Source organism: Thermomonas sp. (assembly GCF_019104945.1).
In the GTDB taxonomy this organism is placed as follows: Bacteria; Pseudomonadota; Gammaproteobacteria; order Xanthomonadales; family Xanthomonadaceae; genus Thermomonas.
On sequence record NZ_JAHRWW010000022.1, the window covers coordinates 1 to 21,145 of the forward strand.

The window sequence follows — 21,145 nt, forward strand, 5'->3', positions numbered from 1 at the left end:
GAGCAGCGCGGCGAAGGTAACCCAGCCGCAATGCGTACTTGGTACGTGCCAGATGGTGTGGATACAGGTCCTTCGGGGCACCGCAACCCAGGCCAACGCGGCCCGAAGAAATTTGGAGCCGGTGCAGGTAAGCCGCGCCCACAGGGTGGTGGTTTCGGTGAGCAGCGCGCCCCATACGGCGAACAGCGTGCACCTTATGGCGAGCGCGGCCCGCGTGCCCCCAAACCCTTTGGCGAACGCGGTCCACGCCGCGAAGGCGGCTTCAGTGCTGGCGGCGAAGGCCGCCCGCAGCGCGCACCGAAGCCTTATGGCCACCCCGGCAATGCGCCGTTCTTCCCGTCGGACCACGCGGGTGGTGGCTTCAACCCCTACGGCGGCGGCGCCAGCCACGGCGACAACTTTCGCCCACGTGGCCCTAAGCCTGGTGGCGGCAACCGCCCCCCGCAGAACAAAGGCCCACGTGGCCCGCGTCCGGGTGGGCCACGCCCTGGCGGCCCGCGTCCTAGCAGCGGCCCCCGTGGCCCGCGCGGCGGCGCACGTTAAAACCCTCTAGACTGGGCAGATGAACTCCCTCATTCTGCCCCTGCTGCTTCTTCTATCGCCGCAGAGCACCTCGCCTGCGGCGCCTATTGATTACTTGCAGGCCAAGCGTCTAGCCGACCGTGACGAAGCCAGCGTCACCGACCCTGCCAAGCAAGCACTACTTAGCGCGCAAGCCCAGCTACTCGATGCTGGCGTAGCGCATTGCAACCAGCAACCCTTGCGTAAAGACCGCACACCTTTCGTAGTGGTGATGCAGCTCGACAGCGACGGCCACATCACAGCGACATGGCGACAAGGCGAATCGCCCCTAGCGATCTGCTTACAGCGCTACGTTCGAGATCAAACGCTGATTAAGCCGCCGCAAGCACCTTTCTACGCAGCGCTTGAGATTAGTTTTACGCAATAGTTAAGAAGCTAATTTTGCGGTGATAGACTGGGCCGGGGTATCTCACCGGGGGCGGTGATGGGTGAAATTACGCTACTGTTAGAGCGCTCTCGCAGCGGTGACTCTGCTGCGTGGGAGCAGGCTGTTTCACTTTTATATGACGATTTACTACAGATCGCCCGGCGAGCCACGTTTTCCCGTGGTCCAACGACGCTCAATGCCACTGCACTTGTACACGAATGCTATCTACGTGTAGCACGCAGCCGACACAAGGCCATTGCTGATAGCGGACACTTTCTTGCAATTGCCAGCCGCGCTATGCGGCAAATTATGGTCAACCATGCGCGCGACCGCGTGACTGCAAAACGCGGTGGAGGTGCTGTCCATGTCACATTGACCCAGCAGCAAATCAGGGCCGATCAAGAAGCTAATGAAGTGTTACTGCTAGAGGCTGCACTACTGCAACTTGCAAAAGAGGATGAGCAGCTAAGCCGTATCGTAGATTGCCGCATCTTTGGAGGACTCACCGAGGAAGAAACCGCTAATGCGCTAGAGATATCGCTGCGAACTGTGCAGCGCCGTTGGCAGCAGGCACGCGAAAAGCTTCGTACAAGCCTCACCAATGATTAAGCGCAATGGATCGTTTCGACCAACTGCTTGAACCAGGCAGCCTACTCAAAGGCGCGTTGGCTCAAGACCTATTGCAACAGCACTTCCAAATTGAAGAGCTAAATCATGGGCAACTACTAGGGCCGTTTCAGATCGAGCGTGAGCTTGGCCGTGGTGGCATGGGAATCGTGTACCTTGCAACGCGTGCCGACGGCGCCTACCAGCAGCGCGTCGCAATCAAATGGCTCCCTATTGGCAAGCATGGATCCAAACACGTTGCACAATTTCGCCGTGAACGACAAATCCTCGCTCAACTAAATCACCCCAATATTGCCAAACTTTTGGACGGTGGTCGTAGCGATCACGGCCATCTCTGGTTCGCACTCGAATACATCGATGGATTGCCAGTAGATAAGCATGCCGTCAAGTACCAACTGAGCTGGCAGGCACGCATACGCTTACTGCTGCCCGTTATTGCGGCCGTACAGTTCTCGCACAGTCAACTTCTAGTTCACCGCGACATCAAGCCTGACAACATTCTGATTGATTTCGAAGGCACACCGAAGTTAATTGATTTCGGGGTGGCATCCATGCTGGTTGATGCCGCGTGCTTTAGTGCTTGCACGCCGGGTTTCGCAAGCCCTGAGCAAATGAATGCCGAGCCGGTGACCACCGCCTCGGACATTTGGCAACTTGGTCACTTGCTGCAATGCGTGCTTGAAGCGCATCCCATCAACCAAGCCGCACTGCACTACCCCAACGACCTACACGCCATTATCGAAAAAGCCAAACAACGTCAACCAAATCAGCGCTACACCTCCGCAGCGGAATTACATGCTGATCTGCTAAATCTACTGCAACATCGCCCGGTGCAGGCACGTCCTGCTGGAGTTTTGCATAGAGCAGCGTTACTTACCCGTGCCCATCCAACCGGCACAATTGCAGCCGCACTTTCATTCTCAGCATTTATCGCCATCACGCTAGGATTCATGTTGCGCCTTGCCGCCGAACGTGACGCAGCTAAACAAGCGCAATTTACCTCCGAACAGATCAATGCATTCTTGCTACAAGACTTCCTTCCCGCTGCGGATCCTCTGCAAGATGGTTCAAGTGAAATCAGTGTTGCTGACTTGGGTGAACAGGCGTTGACACGCGTTGAGTCTCGGCTAGGCAAGTTTCCAGAAGTTGCTGGCAATATCGAATCCAACCTTGGTGACATGCTTGGCAACTTGGGGCGGTTCCGATCGGCAAGAGCCGCTTATACAAATGCCATTGCACACCTTACTCAGGCCGTAGGAAGCCAGGACGAACGTGTCCTTCGTGCACGCTTAAACTTGGAAAAAACCCGTATCGAACCAAGTATGCTGCAGACTGCAGATACACGGCTATTACCGTTGCGCACCGACATATTAAAAGCCCTCGGCCCACACTCTGCATTGCTAATAGAAACCGATGCGTACCTCGCACGTGCTGCCTTCCTTCGAGATGATTTCAAGCTATGCCAATCCCGTTACCTTGAGCTACTACCGAGGGAGCGTGATGCATCATCTGAAGAGCTTGGTGGTATCTATATTGGCTTGTCCCTGTGCGAAAGCAGATTAGGAAATTGGGATCAAGCCATTTTGCATGCCCGCCACGCACGCACCATCAATACCCAAGCACTTGGCCCCAACAATCCGCTTACACTGGAAACACAAATTGCCATTGAGACGGCGCTTTTAGGCAGCGGCCGTTACGAAGAGTCTGCGCAAGTTTCTCGCGAGCTTGTTGCCGCGCTAGAGGGGCGTTATGGCCGCATGCACCCCACCACACTCACCATCTTGCACGACCAAGGTTTGGCGACACTCTGTGCAGGCAAGCCGAAAGAAGGGGTCAAACTGCTCAAATACGTTGTCGAAGGTCGCGCCAAGACATTGGGAACACAGCACCCTTGGTATGCAATGACACAAAGTGTGTTGGCAATGGCGCTAATCAAGGATCATCAACTTGATGACGCTGCTCAAGCACTATCCATGGCACGCGAAGCGTTAGGTAACCACGGTGAAGAACTACCCTACATCAGCCTTACTCTTCTGCAAAATGAAGCCGACCTAGCGCTCGCACAACATCGTTATGCAGACGCTATCACACGCTATCGTGAAACGATGCAAATTGCCTCGCGCATGTTCCCAAGCAACCACCGTGGCTACGCCACATTGCAGATAGGTGTTGGGCTCGCACTCATCAATAATGGACAAAAAGACGAAGGGCAGCAGTCTATAAAGCAGGCACTGAACACACTAGGCACTCGTGCCGACTGTCGCAGCGAAATGATCGCCAGTGCACGCCAAGCATTGAGTAAATCAATGTAAACAACATCCTTTTTTGTGGCGGGATTCTCACCCATTTCGTGTTGTTGATGATCAAGGGGATATCACAACAAGCTACGGCCGGTACGTGCCGGAGCGAATCAACATGAAATCGAAGGGGAGTTCGCGCACATCATGAAACCATTGACTATCGTCTACCTAAGCGTCGTTATGACGCTTGGGCTTTCAACCACTGCGAATGCAGGCAAAACGCTAACATTACGCTTAGAGGCGAGCTCCAGCGTTGGCAACGTCACACTAATACGTGCAGAGAGCGGCAACATGTCCGCCCGGCCAACAAACAAAGAAGCAATAGAAAACAACAACTTACTATTAATTGGCCGTGATAAAAACGGGAACCAGCTCTTCACTCACAGCACACGCGACCCCCGCGTTATTCGCGCCGAATCGTTCAACCCAAGAGACGGGAAAATTGAGTCCGTTCGGGATGTATTTTTCAAGAATCAACAATTTGAGGTGCAAGTCCCCTACCACTCTGCCCTAGCCTCTCTAGAGATTGGCTCTCCAAGCAAAGCTGGTGCCGGCATAACTGCAGCAGGAAGGTTAGGGAAAATCTCTATTGATCAAATTCAACGGTTATTGAGAAAAAAACAGCAGCAAACGGTTCAAGCAAGCAACGTTTCGGGCAGTGAACTGCTTATCAACAATGGTCCTGCAGAAAAGCGTCTCGACATCGTCATCATGGGGGACGGCTACACCAGTAACGAGATGCCCAAATGGCGCAGTGACGCGCAAAAGGTTGTTACTGGGTTAATGGCAGACCCACTTTTTGCCGCGAATGCTAAAGCACTCAACGTGCGCAGAGTTGACGTCATCAGTGCGCAATCGGGGATCGATGACCCACCCTATGGCATTTCTCGCAACACTGCACTCAATGCCACAATGGCGTGCGCTGGCATCGACCGTCTTGTTTGCGCCGATAACAATCTTGCCTATAACGCAGCAGCACAGGTCACCTCGGCCGATGGTCGCGACGTAATCTTGGTTGTTGGAAACACCACGCGCTATGGCGGCGGCGGTGGGTACATCGCAACAATGACCATGCACAGCGCAGCAACCGAATTGGCCTTACACGAACTGGGACACACTCTATTTGGCCTAGCCGATGAGTATGACTACGGTAGCTGTTATGGCGGAGAACCGTCAGCCCCCAATGTCACCCGTCAAACACAGCGCCCCTACATCAAATGGGGCTCACAAATTTCTGGCTCAACACCACTTCCCACGCCCACCAACCGCTACACGCTTGGCACCGTAGGTTTATTCCAAGGCGGAAACTATTGCACGGCAGGCGTTTATCGGCCTACCGAGAACTCCAAAATGCGCAACCTTGGTTACCCATGGGACGCAGTAAACTGGGGAGTCGCGAGCAATATTTTTAGCCGATATAAAGACACTAACACTCCTGACCCCAATCCGAATCCCAACCCCGACATAACAACGGTTACGGGCAGCTTAAGTGGTACAGGCAAGTATGCCGATCATCCAAGCCCATACGTTTACTTAGCAAATGGCGGCGCTATCAGCGCTTCGCTGAGGGGACCTTCCAACGCCGATTTCGAGTTATACCTGTACCGTTGGAACGGCTCTTCTTGGCAAGCTGTCGCCAAGTCCGAATCCCCCACATCCACTGAAAGCATCAGCTACAGCGCGAACTCGGGCTATTACACGGTTGAAGTGTATTCCTACCGAGGCACTGGCACCTACACATTGACCTACTCCATGCCCAAGTAGGCACCAGGCAGACGCAACACAACCTTCTAAATTTTCCAAGGGAGATCGCTATGCAATCAACACGCCTCACCTTCAGCCTGCTTATCTGTGCGCTGGCAACAGCGCTGCCCCCCAATACAGTATCCGCGCAGTGGTATGTCAGCGCACAGAAGCCCATCAAGAACAGTTACATCGTTGTTCTTAAAGAAGATGCCGCCACCTTGCAGGGTGAAACAAGCGCAACCAACCGCGTAACGCGAGGAATGGCGACACCTCCAACCGTTGCAAACGTTGCCACTGCATTGACAAGCCAATATCGGCTAAGCCTGAAGCAGTCTTATAACCGCGTACTACGAGGGTTTAGTATTCACGCTGACCCAGCTACAGTGAAGCGCCTGCTGCGTGATCCGCGTGTTGCGTATATAGAAGAAGACGGTGTAATGCACGCAAGCGCCGTACAAAACGGCGTAACGTGGGGGCTTGATCGCATTGATCAGCGTAACCTGCCGCTCAATAACAGCTACGCTTATTCCACCAGTGCCAGTAATGTCTCTGCCTATGTCATCGACACGGGCATCCTAGCCTCGCACAGCCAATTTGGCGGCCGGGTGCAGCAAGGCTATAGCGCCATCAACGATGGCTACGGCACATCCGACTGCGCCGGGCACGGCACCCATGTTGCAGGCACAATTGGTGGCACAACTTATGGTGTCGCAAAAGGTGTAAAACTTTACCCAGTTCGTGTGCTTGGCTGTGATGGCTACGGCTCCACTTCCGGCATCGTCGCTGGTATGGATTGGGTTGCCAGCACTCACCGGGGGCCTTCTGTCGTCAACATGAGTCTAGGAGGTGGGGCATCCACAGCAACAGACCAAGCCGTGGCCCGTTTACGAAACTCTGGCGTAGTCGTTGTTGTGGCAGCAGGTAACGAAAACCAAGACGCCTGCTATGTTTCACCTGCTCGCGCTGCTGGTGCAATTACTGTAGGTTCAACCCAAAACAATGACTATCGTTCTTCATTCTCTAATTGGGGAACATGCGTCAACATTTTTGCCCCGGGAAGCAATATTACTTCTAGTTGGAACACCGGAAGCTCGGCAATCAACACTATCAGCGGGACATCAATGGCTACTCCGCATGTCGCCGGTGCTGCCGCGCTGTATCTTGCTAACACCCCCAATGCAACGCCCACCCAAGTTGAGCAAGCACTTTATGCCAGTGCGACGCCCAACAAAGTGCTCAATGCAGGGACAGGATCCACGAACCGCATGCTTTACACGGGGGGCGGCTCTCCGGACACTCCCGATCAGCCCGATCCATCCGGAACAACAGTCACAGGAACCCTTCAAGGAACGGGCTACTACGCTGATCATCCCTACCCTTATCAATACATTCCGAATGGCGGCACCATTACGGCATCACTGAAGGGGCCTTCGAATGCTGATTTCGAACTGTACCTCTACCGCTGGAACGGCTCTTCATGGCAAGCCGTTGCAAAATCAGAGACGCCGTCTTCCAACGAGTCCATAAGCTACAACGCTAGCCCAGGGTATTACACGGTCGAAGTTTACTCATACCGTGGATCAGGCAATTACACACTGACTTACTCATTCCCGAAATAACGTCCCTGCAATTCGGCTTTGGACTAGGGCGGCGTGGTTTAGCCGCCCATTTTTCCAAAACTCAGCCCAACGCCTTCAACGCCGCTGCGTAATCCGGTTCTTCTGCAATTTCAGAGACAAGCTGGGTGTGCAGGACGTTGTTGTTTTCATCCAGCACCACGACTGCGCGTGCAGCAAGGCCAGCCAATGGGCCGTCTTCAATCGCAACGCCGTAGTTATTCAAAAACTCGCGGCCGCGCATCATAGAAAGCATAGTGACGTTGTTGATGCCTTCTGCGCCGCAGAAGCGCCCTTGCGCAAACGGAAGGTCGGCAGAAATGCACAGCACCGCCGTGTTTTTCATATTGGCCGCGTCTTGATTGAAATGACGCACCGACGCCTGACAAACGCCTGTGTCGATGCTGGGGAAAATATTGAGCACTTTGCGCTTGCCAGAAAAATCAGCAAGGCTCTTCTCGCTTAAATCGCCTGCAACCAGCTTAAATGCTGGTGCTTGATTGCCAACCTTGGGAAGCTGCCCGCCAACCTTGACGGGGTTACCATGAAACGCGACTGTGGACATAACGCACTCCTTCCTGATTAAGTGCGCAAATGATAGTCAGTCTTATGTGACGATTACGTCACAACCGCAGTCCATGCGGGCGTTCCAAACTTTTCTTCCACCAGTTGCTGCGCACGCGCCAATTCATGCGGCTGTACGGCGCTTGCTTGCAGTCCGTGTGCGTTGCGGAAGGTTTCGATCATGCGCGCAATCACATCCTCACGTGCAAGCCCGGTTTGCGTGCGCAGCGGATCAACGCGCTTGTTCGCGCTTTGCGTGGCTTTGTCCGACAGTTTTTCGCGCCCAATCCGCAGCACCTCTAGCATCTTGGTGGAGTCGATGTCGTAGGCCATGGTGACATGGTGCAGCACCGCTTTGCCGCGTCGCATTTGTGCAGCTCCGGCAATTTTCCCGGCCTTGGATGCAATGTCGTTGAGCGGCTGATACCACGCATCAATTCCGAGCGAACGCAACGCTTCTAGCACCCATGCATCCATGAAGGCATAGGACTGCTCGAACGACATACCTTGCACTAATGATTCGGGTGCAGACAGCGAATATGTGATCGTATTCCCCGGCTCGATAAACATCGCGCCGCCGCCGGTAATTCGGCGCACAACCTCAATACCATGACGCTGTGCGCCTTCGGGATCCACTTCGTTGCGCAGCGACTGAAAGCGCCCAATCACCACTGCAGACGAGGCCCACTCCCATACGCGCAACGTAGGCGCGCGCCGTCCTGCAGCCACCTCGTCGGTAATGGCCTCATCCAGCGCCATATGCAATGCAGGCGATTGCGGGCCTTCGTGGATCAACTGCCAATCAAAATCATTCCACTGGCTCACGCGATGTCCTCACTTTCAATAGCACGACGCACGGCCACAGCCACAGCTTCAGGACTCATGCCGTACATCTGCACATCGTCAGGAAGCTGCGCCGTGATACATGCGCTAAGCTCGGCTTCGGTTGCGTTGGCCGCTTGCCCGGATAACGCTGCATTGATGCTATCGAGTGCCGTGTCGGGTTCCAGAAAAAAATCGCCACTTATGGCAACGGCTGCTAATAGGCCGTTAACGACGCTCAAGTCGGCGACGATGAGCTTGCCGCCGGGCATTTTGTATTCGCCATGTTTTCGCATAGGCCTAGTCTAGTGGGGCTTGAATGAAGTGTCTCTTCATCCTTAGGAAAAATAAAATTTCTTTTCGAACTTGACAAACGGGCATGACCTGTTTGCATCATTGTCCGCGGCCGCACTTAGCGGCCGTACGCATTTTCGGAGATCGCCCGTGGAATTTCGCACCATCATTGAACCCTTCCGTATTCATTCGGTTGCGCCGCTGCGCATGACCACCGAAGCGCAGCGCCGCGAGGCGGTGCAAGCGGCGGGCTACAACTTGTTTTCGCTGCATTCGGACGACGTGCTAATCGACCTGCTCACCGACTCTGGCACTGGCGCGATGAGCCGCGACCAATGGGCCGCGATCCAGCACGGTGACGAGTCTTATGCGGGCAGCCCCTCGTTTGGAATTTTCAAAGACGCGGTGCAAAACCTATTCCCGTTCAAGCACATCATCCCCACCCACCAAGGGCGTGCGGCGGAAAAAATTATTTTTACTGTGCTGGGCGGTAGCGACAAGACCATCCCCAGTAACACCCATTTCGACACAACCCGCGCCAATATCGAATACACCGGCGCTTCGGCTGAGGACCTAGTGATTGCCGAAGGCCGCGACCCGGCCAGCCAGCACCCGTTCAAGGGCAATATGGACGTGGCGCGTCTGGATGCATTTCTAACCGAGCATAAGGGCCACGTGCCTGCGGTGTTTATCACCATCACCAATAATTCTGGCGGCGGCCAGCCGGTGAGCCTTGCCAACCTGCGCGAAACCAGCGCGCTGTGTAAAAAACACGGTGTACCGCTATTTCTTGATGCCTGCCGTTTCGCAGAAAACGCATGGTTTATTCGTGAGCGTGAAGCGGGCCAGCAAAACCGTGATGTCGCCGATATCGTGCGCGAAATGGCCAGCCTAGCCGACGGCATGACCATGAGTGCGAAGAAGGACCCGATGGGCAATATCGGTGGCTGGCTCGCACTGAACGATGACGAGATGGCTGAGCAATGCCGCAACCTGCTGATCCTCACCGAGGGCTTCCCCACCTACGGCGGCCTTGCTGGGCGCGACTTGGAAGCATTGGCGCAGGGCTTGAAAGAAGTGGTGGATCACGACTACTTGCGCTACCGCATTCGCTCCACCGCCTATCTGGGTGAAGCGTTGATTCGATCAGGTGTTCCGGTGATGCAGCCAATTGGTGGCCACGCGGTGTACCTCGATGCACGCGCCCTGCTGCCGCACATCGCACCGCTGCAATACCCCGGCCAAGCACTAGCTGTGGCGCTGTATGAGGCAGGCGGCATTCGTGGCTGCGAAATTGGTACGGTGATGTTTGGCCGCCACCCTGATGGCAGTGAAACGCCAGCGGCAATGGACTTGGTGCGCCTTGCCATCCCACGCCGTACTTACACGCAAAGCCATATCGACTATGTCATTGAGGTGTGTCAGCACGTTGCCGGCAAGGCCAAGGAACTGCGTGGGCTGCGCATTGCTTATGAACCCAAGCAACTGCGCCACTTCACCGCACGTTTTGATCCATTAGCCTAAGTACCGAGCTCGTATTGCTCTAAAGTCGGCATCTGCGAATACGGATGCCGGTTCGCACCAGCAAATGCTTTACGCAGATCATGAGTAATCGTTTCGATCTGCGAGGCTACTGCGGCAGGAACATAACCTACATGATTGGCTGCTGCCTGCAAGCGCTTTGCCCATACCTCCCAGCGCTGGAGTTCTGCGCCTGTGGGAACAGGTGTTTGCTTAAAACTGAGCGGAGAAAACTTGGCGTGCAATGCCAGTTCTTCGGTAGAAATATCTAGCGCAAGTGTTTTTTCAAGAATGCCTCGCCACAGCGGAAGCACGTTCGTACTGTCTATGGACGATGACTGCGTAAGCTGGTTCGCGTGCCGCCGATAACGCGCAAGCACCGTCCCGGTATTGGCAACAGCATGCCCGCCAAAAGTCTGTACCACGCGATGCGCCATCAACCAGTCTTCACCGATCGCTGCAACCGGCGCATCAATCTTCTGCAAGAGGGCCCTGCGGAAAGTACATATACCGCCATACACTGGGCAGAAAAAGAGCAACGCGGCGGCGATTGCATCGGCACGAGTCGGCATCTTGATACGCGCACCGTCTTGTCTCAGCGCTATAGGGGCATCTGCCCATAGCCGCATGTCGCCGCCCACCAACATAACGTCAGGGTTACGTAGCAGCCTTAACGGATCAACAAAGCGATTAGGTTCGCAACAATCATCGGCATCCACACAGGCAATGACCGGGCTTTGCACATATGCAAAACCCAGCCGACGTGCCCGGCCAACGCCGAGATTGATACCACTGCGCACCACTTGCCCAGGCAGCTTCAGTGAGGCCAAGACCGAACGCGCCACCTCTGCGGTATCGTCTTGCGATGCATCATCCACAACGATGATCTGATCCAACTGCTCAAGCCCATGCGCACACGCAAGCGACTGCAGCGCATCCGGCAGATAAGCTGCCGCATTGAACGCAGGTATCACAACGCTAAAACGATCATCTTGTGACCGTTGATGAAACCGCACTCCGCCCATGCAGGCAGACTAGCAGTTAAAAAGTTTACGGAAGGTCAAGCCCCTCTGTGCTAGCGCAGCTCTTGGGAGATATCGAGTTGCTCGACACGATCGCCAAATTGTTCCAACACCCAACCAAGCTCTAGCACCAACACAATAAATACACATACGAAGACCACAACAAAGCCCGGTACCAAGCCCCAAATGGCATTCACCAAAAAGAAAGCGAGCCCTGCAAGCAGCGTAGCGGGTACTAACGCCAACAACAGCGCCAGCATATACCCCGCCATAAAGATCAAGCGCTGCCCCATCACCTCAACCCCCTTCGGCCCACCTCCCAACGCCTGCGCCCAAGCCGGGAAATAAAGCGCTCCCGCAAGCGGCACGCTCAACATCAAACCGGATAGCGGAGGCACCCACAGCGCCACACCCAAGGTGGCCGCAACGATACGTGCTGGCGTCATCATCTGGGCACCACCAGCGATAATGCTGCACACCGCAGCCGTCCACAGCAGTAGCCACAGTGCAAAACTCATCACGATAGTGGGTGACAGCAGTTGGCCTAATGCGATTTGCTGGCCGGTTAGCGGCATGGACCTCAGCACATCGAGCTGTTCTAAAAAGCGCAATAACCGGTATTGCCGAATCATTGGCGCAAATACCAAGGCATAGGCCGCAACCACCAGCGATACCGCCGCCACACCCAGTAGCACGGGCTTTGACCAAGCCACTTTTGCTGCAAATAACTGCGCGCTGGCAAAGACAATACCGCAAGCGATCAGCCAACTCCTTAGGCGGTATAAAGGCCCCAGTGCAAGCAACTCTTCCCATAGAAATGCAACGGCCTGCCGCCCTTTTGCGTGCAACGCAAACGGCTCTGCCTTTGCCTTCTTTGGCCTGCCTAAGCCTAAGCGCCCCTGTTTCGCTGCAGCCACCAGCGCAGCCCTGCGCTCAGCTTTCGCAATTGAAGCTTCTTCAAACGACACCTGTGCTCGCACCGCCCAGAAATACAATATTCCAAGCAAGGCCAAAGCTTGCGGAAGCGCACGGAAAAAAAGCCGCAGATCGGCCGCAAAAATAGGTGCCGTTAGCCACTGAAATGGCAACAACACCCAGACCAAAGGCGAATGGAGCACCACACCCTGCCCCCATGCAAGCACCATTTCTCGCTTGGTCAACACATCGTCATCGAAAGGTGCAGGCGCCATCTGGAATAGGCGCACACACCAATACCCCAGCCCCACGATAACAAGCAGAACGATCGCTCGGCGCAGCCCAATCCCCATGCCCATACAACGCAATCGCTCTCGGCTAAACGCTGCTGCAACGGTATATAGCCGGCTTACTGACAGCATCAACCATAGCCCAACGACGTGCTGTACCGGGTGGCCAATGCCACGATGCAGCAGCAGCCCGATCAATAACGAAGAAAGAATGATGCCCGGCTGCGAGCGCAGCAAGCTGTATTGAATCAACGTCGTGCGCGACAGCGGCGCAGGAAACAGAAAATCGATTTCTGATTCATTAAAACCAAGTGGCGCGCCCTCTCCTGCAAGCAGCCAATCCAGCAACACAAACAGCAGCAGCAAGATCGCCGTTACGGTGGGAAGCACCACCAGCAGCGCTGGATTGATCAACTCAGCCATACCTTCCCGGCTCAGATCTCCACCAAGCAAGTGCCGAAAAAAGAACCAATAAAAGTAAACGAGTGCCGCCAATGCACCCAGTAAGTATTTAGGCTGCCGAATACGCAACAAGCTGCGCCGCAGCTTATTGCCAAGCGTCATGACCTGCAGATAGAAAAATGCACTTACTGCAACCGAAAAACGCGAAGACTGGGGCTGTACTGTCATACGAGCGGCTCGCGCTCATCCGCTGTTGCACGGAAGAAGACTTCTTCCAAAGAAGCACCCCCTTCTACCTGATAGCGCTCACGCACTTCAGCCACCGAGCCAGCGGCGATTTTTTGTCCTTGTTTCAAAATCAGCAGATGGGTGCAAACTTCCTGCACCAAATCCAAAAGATGCGAGCTAAGAATAATCGCCGCCCCTTCCGCCGCCAGCTTGCGCATGGTGTCTTTCATCCTGCGAATCCCGTAAGGATCGAGGCCAGTGAGTGGCTCATCCAAAATTACAGCCTGCGGGCGATGGATCAGCCCGCAAGCAATGGCCAACTTTTGCTTCATTCCCCGCGATAGCTCTGAAGGCAGCAAGCCGCGCTTATCGCCCATCTCCAGCTCATCGAGAAGCGGTTGTGCGCGCTCGCGCCAGTCGCCAACCTGATAAAGCCGCGCCACAAAATTCAGGTGCTGCTCCACTGTCAGGTGCTCGAACAGGCGCGGCTCATCTGGAATGAAGGCCAGTTGCTGCTTAGCGGCAACGGGGTCGCTAGCCACATCGCGATCAGCAATGCGTGCACGTCCCGAGGTTGCAGGAATAATTCCAGACAAGCAGCGCAGCGTGGTGGTTTTCCCAGCACCATTTGGCCCCACCAAGCCCATGATCTGCCCTGCTTCCACGCGGAACGAGAGGGTATCTACGGCCCTGAAACTGCCGTAGTACTTGTTCAGACCTTCTGCTTCAATCATTGATGCCCCCAATAAAACAGCCGCATTGCGCGGCTGTATCCATGACCCGCCATAGTAAAAGCGGGACTTAGCCGAATGCAAACGCATCCGCATCATTCAATGCTGGGAAGCGCTGGCGGTGTACTAGTAGCTCGGCCCATTGTAAAGTTGTAGTGCTCACCACTTCCTCATCCGCCGCTTCACTCAATGGCTGACCTAAGAAGTTGATCACCGCGCTATCACCGCTGTAATGCAGCTGATTGCCATCGGTGCCCACGCGATTCACACCAACAACGAAGCTGAGATTTTCAATTGCGCGCGCGCGTAGCAAGGTCTTCCACGGATAGCTGCGCACCGAAGGCCAATTGGCAACATACAGCGCTAGGTCATAATCGGCTTGGCCAGTTTGAGCCGCATCAAAACGGTTGCGTGCAAACACTGGGAAACGCAGGTCGTAGCAGACCTGCAGCAAAATACGCCAGCCCTTCCACTGCACCACAACGCGCTTATCCCCTGCTGCATAGCGCTCGTGCTCTTTGGCAAATGAAAAGAGATGGCGCTTGTCGTAGTGTGTCAGCCCACCATCCGGGGTGGCGAACAGCATTCGGTTATAGACGTTATCGCCATCGCGCAATTGTACGCTACCGGTTACTGCGGCACCGAGCTTGGCCGCTTGTTCTTGAATCCAAGCCACCGTTGGCCCTGTCATGTCCTCGGCGTTGGCAATTGCATCATTCGAAAAACCACTGGTGAATGTTTCTGGCAACACCACAAGATCGGTTGTATCGCGCAGTGGCGCGATCAATCGGCCGTAATACCGGCGGTTTTCTTCCGGGTCGTGCCAGCGGGTATCACCTTGAACAATGGAAACACGAAGATCCTGCATGGAGGCTGCGTCCTTGTCTGTCATGCGTGTGGAGGGTCGGGTGTGAATTTCAATACATTACCGTTAATACAATAGCGTTTCCCGGTGGGCGGCGGGCCATCGTTAAACACATGCCCCAAATGAATGCCGGTGCTCGCGCTACGCACTTCGATGCGGTGCATGCCGTGGCTATCATCTTGTAAAAACACAAGTGCGCCTGCTACCGGCTCAAAAAAGCTGGGCCAACCGCAGGCGCTATCGAACTTAGCATCGCTGCGAAACAGCGCAGCACCACTGATAGGGTCAAAGTAGGTACCAGGTCGTGTTTCATGCAAATGTTCGCCCGTACCGGGGAGCTCAGTACCGCTGTCGAAAGCGATGCGCTGCTGTTCCGCGCTAAGCATATGGAAACCCAGCCACTGCCAAAACTTTTGGGCATCTCCCGGGTAACCGGTAAACCGCGCTACTTCTTTTTGCTTTTTGAATAGCACAATGGTTGGGGTGGCCAAAAGCGGCCCCGCCAGTACCCAGCCGTTAGGGGCTTGCTGTGATTGGGTGCGCACAAATGGAACATCGGCCTGCCAATGCGCGAGCACATCGGCTTCGAACTTTTCACAATACGGGCAATCCTCAGCCTCATAAACCACGAGCTGCGCGTCTTCTTGCAAGGCTGCAGCATCCAGTGCGGCAGCGGCATGGTTGGCTGCCACTAGGCCGTACTTCACCCCGGTACCTCCCAGCCCGCAATACCCATCTGGGTTTTTGATCAGATAATCTTGATGCAGTTCTTCTGCGCGGTTGTAATGGCGCAGCGGGAGAATTTCCGTGGTGATTTTGCCAAACCCGGCGGCGGTGAGGTTTTGCTGGTAAAGCGCAAGGCTTTGCTGCGCAAGTGTGGCCTGCTGTGGTGTAGTGGTGTAAATCGCGCTGCGGTAGTTGCTGCCAATGTCGTTGCCCTGCCCGCCCACCTGCGTTGGGTCGTGGCTCTCCCAAAACACCGCTAGCAGTGTCATTAAATCGAGCTGTTTCGGGTCGTAGCGCACCCGCACAACTTCCGCGTGATTACGCGCATGGCTCGCCCCCATATGGATACGCCGCTCTTCGCGCAGCACATCTTCATACCCTACTGAAGGGGTATCCCCTCCGGCATAGCCCACCTCCACAGCGGCCACACCGGGAACCACGCGCAAGCGTTTTTCTGCCCCCCAAAAACAGCCCATTCCAAAATAAATATCTTGTAATTGCGTTGCATTCATCGCCTGTTCTCCCGTCATCGGACGCGCCTGCAGGGTGCGCCAGCCAAGCAGCATCACCACTCCCGTCAGCAATAGCGCAAGTAACATTGCGAAGATTTTTTCGGGCTGCATAGCCGAACCCTTCGAGACCGATAACCGCCATTACCTTCTCAAAATAGGTGTTGTCACGGTGTTAGGCAAACCTGAACGCCAGCTTTCACAGCCGCGCAGCTTTGTTGCGACACCTTTGAGGCTGCAGTACTGTCGGCTAAGCCTTTGGCGCTGGGGGATGGGTGCAACAGTGCAAAGAGCCAGCAGATACGCCAACTACAATGAGGATAGGTCATGAACACGTTCAGATTGTCCGCAGTTGCTCTGTTATTCGCCGTTTCTGGAAGCGCATTCGCCCAATCGGCTCCACCACCGCAAGCGGCACAAGCTACAAAAGCCCAAGACTTCAACACTGTGCGCAGTAATCGCCAAAACAGCGCTATTGGCACAGCCCAAGACTTCAATACGGTACGCAGCAACCGTCAAAATAGCGCGCTGCGAACCAACCCCACGCAAGGCCCCACCCCAACACGCGGCCTGCCACAGAGCAGCGCGATGGGGCCAGCGCAAGATTTCAACACTGTTCGTAGTAACCGCCAGAACAGCGCACTAAAAACCGCCCCTGCGCAAGATTTCAATACGGTGCGCAGCAACCGTCAAAACAGCAATTAGCAAGCATTAAAGCTTGACCAACCGCTCGATGGCGGCGTCTACCGTGGCTTCGTTTTTTGCAAAACACAGCCGCAGTAAACGCTGTCCTCGCGGCGGGTTGGCGTAAAACGGGGAGAGTGGAATGCCGGTAACGCCATGCTCGGTGGTGAGCCAGCGCGCAAATTCGAGGTCAGGCAAATCACTGATCGCTGAATAATCCACCAACTGAAAATAACCACCCGGAACCGGCAATGGCTTGAGCTTGGTCGTCGCCAGCTTGGCACGGAAGGCGTCACGCTTGCCCTGATAGAACGCGCCCAATTGCAGATAGTGCTCCGGTTCTTCGCGGATCATGTCGGCAAACGCATACTGAGCCGGGGCGAAGCTACAAAAGGTGTTGTATTGGTGCACCTTGCGGAACTCGGCGGAGAGCGCTGGCGGGGCGATCGCATAACCCAGCTTCCAGCCTGTGCAGTGGTAGGTCTTACCGAAGCTGGAAATAACGAAGGCGCGTTCACGCAGCTGTGGGTAGCGCAGCGCAGATTCGTGACGAGCACTATCAAACACGATGTGCTCGTACACTTCATCACTGAGCAGGTAGATGCCGGTGCCGTCTAGCAGGCCGATCAAGGCTTGCATGTCGGCCGCGCTGAACATTGCACCGGAGGGGTTGTTTGGGCTGTTAATCATCAGCATCCGCGTACGCGGGGTAATTGCAGCGCGAATGGCCTCCCAGTTTGGGGTGAAGCTAGCCGGATCCAGCGCCACATGCACGGCGGTGGCACCGGCCAATTCAATCGCCGGTTCGTAGCAGTCATAGCAAGGATCAAGCACGATCACTTCATCACCCGCCCGTACCACCGCATGAATGGCATTGAAAATCGCCTCGGTGGCGCCACTGGTGACGGTAATCTCGGTGTCCACGTCCGGCGCCCAGCCGTAGCAGCGCGTAGTTTTCTCGGCGATCGCTTGGCGCAGCGCGGGGATGCCAGTCATCATCGGATACTGGTTATGCCCATCGCGCATCGCCTTGGTGAGCGAAGCCAACAGACGCTCCGGCACCGGGAAATCAGGAAAGCCTTGGCCAAGATTCACCGCACCATGCTGGGCCGCTAACTGCGACATCACGGTAAAGATGGTGGTGCCGACTTTCGGCAGTTTGGTTTCAATCTGCATCGCTACAAAACCCATCCTAGAGAAGCAACAGTGTACGAAATTGCGGGCACCCCGCATGTATTCCCATGGCATGCCGGTATCATTGCCAGCCAATGAGTGAATTTGCCGCCCCATCCAGCCCCTTGCTTGCCGCGCATGAACTACTGTTTATGCGCGACGATCTGCCGATCTTCGGCCCGCTCGATTTTTCCGTAAATGAAGGCGAGGCGCTACTGGTACAAGGCAGCAATGGCGCGGGAAAAACTACGCTCTTGCGTGTACTGGCTGGGCTTTTGCGCGCTAACGCAGGGCACGTTGAGATTGACGGCAAGCCAGCGCAGCACGAATTGCGCGCGCGCCATACGGCGTATTTGGGGCATCTTCCTGGGTTAAAGGCCGATCTTTCTGCCCTGCAAAATCTGCGTTATCTGTGTGGTTTGCATGGCCGTCGCCCTAAGCAAACCCATGAAGCGGCGCTGCATATCGTCGGGCTTACTGGGTTTGAAGACGCCCCCGTGCGCACACTTTCTGCCGGGCAAAAAAAACGACTGGGGCTGGCGCGGCTCTGGCTATCGCCTGCTCCGCTTTGGTTGCTAGACGAACCCTACGCGAACCTCGATCTTGAAGGCATCAACTTAGTTAATCGCATGGTGCAGGCCCATCTACGCAGCGGCGGTGCGGCGCTGATTACCACTCATGGCGCATATGCGGCCCCACCTGTACGCACCCGTCTGCTGGAAATGACGAGGGCCACCGTATGATGTGGCAGGCCGCTCGTGCGCTAATGGTGCGTGATTTACAACTCCTTTGGGCACGCCGTGGTGATGCCTTCCAACCCGCTTTATTCGCGCTGCTCACCGTCGTGCTATTTGCCCTTGGCCTTGGTGGTGAAGCCAAAGCACTCTCCCCGGTTGCCTCGGCGGTACTCTGGCTGGCCGTACTGCTGGCGGGGCTGCTCGCGCTAGACAATTTGTTCCGCGGTGATGCCGAAGACGGCTCGCTAGAGCAGTGGATGCTCGCACCCGTTCCACTGTGGTGGCTGGTGCTTGTGCGCACGCTTATGCATTGGTTCACAACTGCGCTGCCGGTCATTATCGCCGTTCCATTTTTGGGTGAACTGCTCTACCTGCCGCATGCACAACTGCCTGTATTGCTGCTGTCGCTGCTGCTCGGCACACCCATCCTCAGCCTCCTAGGTGCTGTTGTTGCCGCGCTCACCGTGGGCATGCGCCGCGCCGGTGTATTGCTCGCCCTTTTGGCGCTACCGCTGTATGTGCCTGTACTGGTGTTTGGCGCAGGTGCGGTGGCTGCCGATGCGCAAGGCTTAGACGCGGTGGGGGCGTTGTTACTGCTGGGGGCCGGCCTTGCAATCGCAGTGATACTAGCCCCTATCACTGCCGCGGCGGCACTACGCATCGCGCATTCCTGACCCATATCAATGCGGCCTTAACACTTCAGCGTGGAGAATACGCACGCCTGATCAACTGTGGTCAGTTCATACCCTACGGAGTGTTTCCAATGATTTCCCGTCAGATTCTTCTTGCTGGTGCCATCGCTTTGGCTCTTTCTGCTTGCGGTAACTCTTCGGCCCCGGCCGAGGCCCCGGCTGCCGACGCAGCTCCTGCGGCTGAAGCACCTGCTGCCGAAGCCCCGGCCGAAGCTGCACCTGCAGAGGCCGCACCGGCCGCTGCCGCTTCCACCAAGCCTGCCGTGGTTGAGAACTGCGCCACCACCATCGAAGCCAACGATGCCATGCAGTACAACGCAGATTCGATCACTGTTCCTGCCAGCTGCACGCAATTCACCATTAACCTGAAGCACACCGGCACCATGGCTGCCACTGTGATGGGCCATAACGTCGTGATCGCTAAGGCGGCCGACGCTGCTGGCATCGCCGCTGATGGCGCTTCCAACCCCACCGACCATGTAAAGGAAGCCGATACGCGTTCGATCGCCCACACCAAGATCATCGGCGGCGGCGAGTCCACCTCGGTGACCTTCGACGTGTCCAAGATCAAGGACGGCGGCCCGTATGAGTTCTTCTGCAGCTTCCCCGGCCATCTGGCTCTGATGAAGGGCAGCATCCAAGTTCAGTAATTCTGGCTTGGGTTAGTTCAATTTGTTGACCAAACGGCGCGGAATGCCATTTCCGCGCCGTTTGCGTGTCAATGCTCAGTCAGATGCAGACTGGTATCATTCACAGGATATGCGCGGCCACCTCCCGGCCGATTTTTAATAGGCCACGATGTCACCACTGATCCGCTGGTTCCACCAACTCGGTTCTCCACCCTATTTCGACCGCTTCGCCGCCCGTTGGATACCGTGGGCCTATCTGTTTGGCCTGCTCACCATGGCGGTCGGTGCGTACGGCGCGCTGTATCAAGTTCCCGCCGATTATCAGCAGGGCGACAGTTTCCGCATTCTTTATATCCACGTCCCCGCCGCGTGGATGAGCATGGCGATCTTCGGCCTCATGGCGTTTTATTCAGCCATTGGCCTGATCTGGCGAATCAAACTTTGCGAAATTTTGGCGATGGCCTGCGCCCCTACTGGTGCCGCGTTCACCGCTGCGACCCTCGCCACTGGCTCGATTTGGGGCAAACCGATGTGGGGGACATGGTGGGACTGGGATCCGCGCCTCACTACAGAATTGATTTTGCTGTTTCTGTACTTGGGCGTGATGGGCCTGTACGCCGCCATCGACGACCGCCGCAACGCCGCCCGCGCGGCGGGCTTGCTCGCGATTGTTGGGGTTGCCCTGCTGCCGGTGATCCGTTGGTCGGTGGTGTGGTGGAACTCGCTGCATCAAGGGCAAACCATTCGTATTTTTGGTGAGTCCAGCATGGATTCCAGCATGCTACCGCCACTGATTTGGATGATTATCGGCACGAAACTTTGGTTTATCGGTTCACTCTTAGCACGCGCACGCGCCGACAACCTGCGCCGCGAGCTGGGCAAAGACTGGGTCGCCAAGCGCGCCAGCGGAGATACCACATGAGCTACCGTGACTATGTGATCGCCGCTTACGCCGTGTTTGCCCTCATGCTGGTGTGGGACTACCTCATCCCGCGCCTGCAAATTCGCAGCGCCTTACGTGCCGCCAAATTGCGGCTTGCCCGCACCGCTTCCACACCGCCGCGAGATACGGAACTTCCGCTCTCGCGCGACTGACTAAAAGA

21 protein-coding genes and 1 pseudogene are annotated in these 21,145 nt (G+C 55.8%); 13 read left to right on the top strand and 9 right to left on the bottom strand.

All coding sequences use genetic code 11. The features are described from left to right. From KUL77_RS06230 to KUL77_RS06255, 6 genes and pseudogenes are all read left to right on the top strand, one after another. Positions 1-543, top strand: a pseudogene (locus tag KUL77_RS06230) (hypothetical protein); the annotation flags it as partial. 19 nt (positions 544-562) lie between these two features. Continuing rightward, entirely contained in the window at positions 563-949 is a 387-nt protein-coding gene (locus KUL77_RS06235) for a hypothetical protein (protein ID WP_297144592.1), read from the top strand. Positions 950-1,006: 57 nt separating this feature from the next. Next, a complete protein-coding gene (locus KUL77_RS06240; protein ID WP_297144594.1) occupies positions 1,007-1,558 on the top strand; it encodes an ECF-type sigma factor in 552 nt (183 codons plus the stop codon). A gap of 5 nt (positions 1,559-1,563) precedes the next feature. Further along, a complete protein-coding gene (locus KUL77_RS06245) occupies positions 1,564-3,888 on the top strand; it encodes a serine/threonine-protein kinase (RefSeq protein ID WP_297144597.1) in 2,325 nt (774 codons plus the stop codon). Positions 3,889-4,020: 132 nt separating this feature from the next. Then, the gene (locus KUL77_RS06250; protein WP_297144599.1) at positions 4,021-5,640 is read left to right on the top strand and encodes a M64 family metallopeptidase; all 1,620 of its coding nucleotides are present in this window, start codon (positions 4,021-4,023) and stop codon (positions 5,638-5,640) included. A 50-nt stretch (positions 5,641-5,690) separates the two neighbouring features. After that, positions 5,691-7,241, top strand: coding sequence for a S8 family peptidase (locus tag KUL77_RS06255; RefSeq protein ID WP_297144601.1), 1,551 nt, complete (start codon positions 5,691-5,693; stop codon positions 7,239-7,241). 61 nt (positions 7,242-7,302) lie between these two features. On the opposite strand, the gene tpx is transcribed toward KUL77_RS06255, so the two are convergent. Genes tpx through KUL77_RS06270 form a run of 3 tightly spaced genes read right to left on the bottom strand, consistent with a single transcriptional unit; the run spans position 7,303 to position 8,920 of the window. Further along, positions 7,303-7,803: a thiol peroxidase gene (tpx, locus tag KUL77_RS06260; RefSeq protein ID WP_297144604.1), complete on the bottom strand. Its 501-nt coding sequence runs from the start codon at positions 7,801-7,803 to the stop codon at positions 7,303-7,305. 53 nt (positions 7,804-7,856) lie between these two features. After that, positions 7,857-8,627, bottom strand: coding sequence for a biotin/lipoate A/B protein ligase family protein (locus KUL77_RS06265; protein WP_297144606.1), 771 nt, complete (start codon positions 8,625-8,627; stop codon positions 7,857-7,859). Next, positions 8,624-8,920 carry a biotin--protein ligase gene (locus KUL77_RS06270; protein ID WP_297144609.1) on the bottom strand — a complete coding sequence of 99 codons (297 nt, stop codon included), beginning with the start codon at positions 8,918-8,920 and terminating at the stop codon, positions 8,624-8,626. The genes KUL77_RS06265 and KUL77_RS06270 overlap by 4 nt, the downstream gene beginning before the upstream one ends. A gap of 148 nt (positions 8,921-9,068) precedes the next feature. Between KUL77_RS06270 and KUL77_RS06275 the strand changes: the two genes are divergently transcribed. After that, positions 9,069-10,442 (top strand): tryptophanase, encoded by a 1,374-nt coding sequence (locus KUL77_RS06275; RefSeq protein WP_297144611.1) that lies wholly within the window; start codon positions 9,069-9,071, stop codon positions 10,440-10,442. Here the strand turns inward: KUL77_RS06275 and KUL77_RS06280 are convergent. From KUL77_RS06280 to msrA, 5 genes are all read right to left on the bottom strand, one after another. Next, positions 10,439-11,464 (bottom strand): glycosyltransferase family 2 protein, encoded by a 1,026-nt coding sequence (locus tag KUL77_RS06280; RefSeq protein WP_297144613.1) that lies wholly within the window; start codon positions 11,462-11,464, stop codon positions 10,439-10,441. The two genes, KUL77_RS06275 and KUL77_RS06280, sit on opposite strands and share 4 nt — an antisense overlap. A 50-nt stretch (positions 11,465-11,514) precedes the next feature. After that, the gene (locus KUL77_RS06285; protein ID WP_297144616.1) at positions 11,515-13,296 is read right to left on the bottom strand and encodes a putative ABC exporter domain-containing protein; all 1,782 of its coding nucleotides are present in this window, start codon (positions 13,294-13,296) and stop codon (positions 11,515-11,517) included. Then, entirely contained in the window at positions 13,293-14,030 is a 738-nt protein-coding gene (locus KUL77_RS06290) for an ABC transporter ATP-binding protein (protein WP_297144619.1), read from the bottom strand. Before KUL77_RS06290 ends, KUL77_RS06285 begins: the two co-directional genes overlap by 4 nt. Before the next feature lie 67 nt (positions 14,031-14,097). Further along, a complete protein-coding gene (locus KUL77_RS06295; protein WP_297144621.1) occupies positions 14,098-14,895 on the bottom strand; it encodes an amidohydrolase in 798 nt (265 codons plus the stop codon). A gap of 20 nt (positions 14,896-14,915) precedes the next feature. Continuing rightward, on the bottom strand, positions 14,916-16,241 hold the full coding sequence (gene msrA, locus KUL77_RS06300) for a peptide-methionine (S)-S-oxide reductase MsrA (RefSeq protein ID WP_297144623.1): 1,326 nt from the start codon (positions 16,239-16,241) through the stop codon (positions 14,916-14,918). 213 nt (positions 16,242-16,454) lie between these two features. Here msrA and KUL77_RS06305 point away from each other — a divergent pair, with 213 nt between their 5' ends. Next, a complete protein-coding gene (locus KUL77_RS06305; RefSeq protein ID WP_297144625.1) occupies positions 16,455-16,832 on the top strand; it encodes a hypothetical protein in 378 nt (125 codons plus the stop codon). Positions 16,833-16,838: 6 nt separating this feature from the next. On the opposite strand, the gene KUL77_RS06310 is transcribed toward KUL77_RS06305, so the two are convergent. After that, a complete protein-coding gene (locus KUL77_RS06310; RefSeq protein ID WP_297144626.1) occupies positions 16,839-17,987 on the bottom strand; it encodes a pyridoxal phosphate-dependent aminotransferase in 1,149 nt (382 codons plus the stop codon). Positions 17,988-18,079: 92 nt separating this feature from the next. Between KUL77_RS06310 and ccmA the strand changes: the two genes are divergently transcribed. From ccmA to KUL77_RS06335, 5 genes are all read left to right on the top strand, one after another. Continuing rightward, entirely contained in the window at positions 18,080-18,727 is a 648-nt protein-coding gene (gene ccmA, locus KUL77_RS06315) for a heme ABC exporter ATP-binding protein CcmA (protein WP_297144629.1), read from the top strand. Further along, positions 18,724-19,395 (top strand): heme exporter protein CcmB, encoded by a 672-nt coding sequence (ccmB, locus tag KUL77_RS06320; protein ID WP_297144632.1) that lies wholly within the window; start codon positions 18,724-18,726, stop codon positions 19,393-19,395. Before ccmA ends, ccmB begins: the two co-directional genes overlap by 4 nt. Positions 19,396-19,484: 89 nt before the next feature. Continuing rightward, positions 19,485-20,063, top strand: coding sequence for an azurin (azu, locus tag KUL77_RS06325; protein ID WP_297144634.1), 579 nt, complete (start codon positions 19,485-19,487; stop codon positions 20,061-20,063). Between the two features lie 148 nt (positions 20,064-20,211). Next, positions 20,212-20,964 carry a heme ABC transporter permease CcmC gene (ccmC, locus tag KUL77_RS06330; protein ID WP_297144636.1) on the top strand — a complete coding sequence of 251 codons (753 nt, stop codon included), beginning with the start codon at positions 20,212-20,214 and terminating at the stop codon, positions 20,962-20,964. Then, positions 20,961-21,137 (top strand): heme exporter protein CcmD, encoded by a 177-nt coding sequence (locus KUL77_RS06335; protein WP_297144638.1) that lies wholly within the window; start codon positions 20,961-20,963, stop codon positions 21,135-21,137. Before ccmC ends, KUL77_RS06335 begins: the two co-directional genes overlap by 4 nt. Positions 21,138-21,145: the final 8 nt, after the last annotated feature.